The sequence below is a fragment of the Anaerosporobacter sp. genome (assembly GCF_965301125.1).
Window position 1 is genome coordinate 2346 of the sequence record NZ_CBDLAM010000214.1, and the last position, 3364, is coordinate 5709.

Genomic DNA, 3364 nt, shown 5'->3' on the forward strand with positions numbered 1-3364 from the left:
ATGGAAAACACCTTGTGATAATGATATTTGACTATACAGAAAATCAAAGCTTTGGTGATAAATTTTTTGACCATGTACCTAGATTTTATTGGAAAGATAAAAAGTTAAAACTACAAGGAGTAAATTATTTTTGCCTGGAAGACATTAGAAGAAACAATGATAGAGTTGAAGATATAGTTGTTACTCTTGATCAAGAGGTTCTGGAGTTACTATTAGATAATGATAATAAGGTTATTAAGTCAAAAGAGCCTCTTTGGAATGTATTGCAATTAATTAGATCCAGAAATAACATAGGCAAATTTGTAAATATCCAACGTATTCCAATTATAAATAAAAATGGTACAGTGATAGGAATTCTAGGAGCATATAATTTAATAATAAGTAAAACTGATTTTGCTCAACAATTAATTTGGCTTAAAAACGAGAAGAGTAGACTTACAAAGTTATTAGCAAGTAATGATACAATATTTATGAGAATTCGTATGGATGATGAGTGGTCGGTAGAACATATAACACCTAATATTAAGAAACTTGGGTATACATGTAAAGATTTTTATCTAAAAAAAATTACTTTCCGGCAGCTTATTCTAGAAGAAGATCGAAAACGTGTGGTACGAGAATTCTTGATTGCTATAAAACAAGGTGTTGAAAAAATCGAGATGGAGTACCGTATTATCAAGGCAGATGGCTCACCTATATGGGTGAAAGGCATTAGTGTAAATATGGATTCAGAAAACGCGGGAGATGAAAATCAATATGTTGATTTTATCTTAAGGGATATAACAGGAATCAAAACTCTTCAAAAAGAATTAGAAATCAGCAAAGATGTAATGAAGGCAAAGATAGAAACAATTAAAAAAGGAGATATTCCAATAAAATTGGTACGATTTACCGACTTATTTAAGATGGAAGAATTATTAACCTCTATACAGAGCTTTGCAGATATGATGAATATAAGTTGCACAATAACAGATTATGTAGGAAGAACACTGTGTGATATTATACAACGACCTGATATTGCACAAGAGGTGTATCAATACTATGAGAAGCATGCGGGGAGAGAGATTTTTCGTAACTTATACAGACAGGTGAGGAATGGAGAGCCAAATTACTTGTATGATAATGTAAGTGGGGTGTATGTTTACGCTGTTCCATTTAAAGTTGAAGATAAATTAATTGGTTTACTGGATATTCTAACGAAAGAAGAGATACCTTCGGATTCTCCAATGATATTTTTTCTTAATAATATGGTAGGAAACTTATGTAGTTCAGTGCAAAAAAATCTAGAATTAATTAGAGAAATTGATCGTAGAGAACACGCAGAAGAACAACTAAGAATGGTCAAAAGAAAGGAAGATTTCTTAAACAAGGAATTAGAGATTGCATTGGTTGAGGACAACTGGAAAAATGCGTTGAATAAAATTTTTCATAATCTCGCTCAATATATTTATGTTGGTGAAATTATATTATTCCATCAAACGGGTGAATATAGTTACGAAAAACTGATTGAATGGAACAATAAAGGTGAAGAAAAACATAGAACAACACAAGTTTATGAAAAACTGAATCTAAGAGAATGTGAAGCGTTAGTAACAATTTATAAACATGCCAATGTAGTTATTTATCAACAAGGTGAAATACCGGAAACACTTTATAGACAATTTCGCTTTCGTAAAGTAAAATCATTGATAATGATTCTATTTGAATTTGAATCAGGGAAGAATTTTATTTTAGCATTCTGTGATAGAAATCCAAAATCAGAGTGGACCGATGAGAAAATAGGATTGTTAACAGATGTATCAAATATAATTAAAGCAATATTGCAAAGAGGAGAATAAGAATGAGTATTAAGAAAGATGTATTTGGTAAAACGCAAGATGGGGGAAAAGCTCACTTATATACCCTAAAGAATAAAGCTGGAATGACAGCGGTATTCAGTGATTATGGAGCAACAATTGTGAAGCTGTTAGTTCCAGATGCAAAAGGTAAACTAGAAGATATTGTTCTTGGATATGATAATCTAGAGCAATATATGAAGAATTCACCAGGGTTCGGTTCTTTTATCGGAAGACATGCTAACCGTATTGGCAATGCATCATTTGCAATCAATGGTAAAACATACGAACTTGAGAAGAATGACGGTAACAACAACTTACATTCAGGAAGTAAAAGCTTTAATAAATTCATTTATGATGCTGAATATTATGAAGATGTAGATTCATCAACAATTGAGTTTTCACGTCTGAGTCCTGATATGGAGCAAGGTTTTCCAGGAAATCTTGATGTGACAGTAACATATACCTTAACGGATGATAATGAACTTGTGATTGAATATCTTGCAGTATCAGATAAAGATACCGTAGTCAACTTTACAAATCACTCATACTTTAACCTTTCTGGACATGCATCAGGATCTGCATTGAATCATAAGGTTTGGATTAATGCAAATCAATTTACACCAACGGATGATAATTTAATTCCAACAGGTGAGATAGCTGATGTAGAGGGAACGCCAATGGATTTTAGAACTGCTAAAACAATTGGAAGAGATATTGATGCAGACTATAAACCATTAAAACAGGGAAATGGTTATGATCATAACTATGTTTTAAATCATGAAACAACGGATGTTGAATTAGTGGCTGAGTTAATTGATGAGACAAGTGGACGTAAGATGGAGGTATTTACAGATACTCCTGGTATGCAATTCTATACTGGTAATTTCATAAGTGGAGAAGCTGGTAAAGATGGGGTTACATACAATTCAAGAGATGGAGTATGTTTTGAGACTCAATTCTATCCAAATGCTTGTAATACACCAAATTTTCCTTCTTCAATCATTAAGGCAGAACAAGAATACGAATATGTAACAATTTATAAATTTACTACGATATAATTGTATATAAAACATGGTTATAAGGAGCGCTGAAATGATTAAAAAGTGCTCCTTATTACTGCATTTATAGGCTTAATAAATGTATACAAAACTAGTAAAATACCCACTTTCTTTTCGTGTAATATGACAAAAATTTAAAAAACTGTTGCTTATCTTTTTGGCTAGTTTATAATTGAAAGTAGCTAATAACTGAATAGTTACTAATAATAGCAATTTCAAAATAGGGAATCAAAGGATAGGTGGCAAACGATGAAAAAATTAGAAATGCTTTATGAAGGCAAGGCTAAAAAGGTTTACACAACAGATGTAGAAGACGTATACATTGTAGATTACAAAGATGACGCAACTGCATTCAATGGTTTGAAAAAAGGAACTATTGTTGGTAAAGGTGTTATTAATAACAAAATGAGTAATCATTTGTTTAAGCTTCTTGATAAAGCAGGTATTCCAACTCACTTTGTAGATGAA

At 31.7% G+C, this 3364-nt stretch carries 3 protein-coding genes; all 3 read left to right on the forward strand.

Annotated elements, in window-relative coordinates; translation table 11 throughout:
- A partial coding sequence (locus ACW2QF_RS16985; protein ID WP_455717204.1) for a PAS domain-containing protein occupies window positions 1–1838 on the forward strand: 1838 nt, incomplete at its 5' end.
- A gap of 2 nt (window positions 1839–1840) precedes the next feature.
- A complete protein-coding gene (locus ACW2QF_RS16990; protein ID WP_455717205.1) occupies window positions 1841–2896 on the forward strand; it encodes an aldose epimerase family protein in 1056 nt (351 codons plus the stop codon).
- A 249-nt stretch (window positions 2897–3145) separates the two neighbouring features.
- The coding region (locus ACW2QF_RS16995; protein WP_455717206.1) for a phosphoribosylaminoimidazolesuccinocarboxamide synthase at window positions 3146–3364 on the forward strand (219 nt) is incomplete at its 3' end.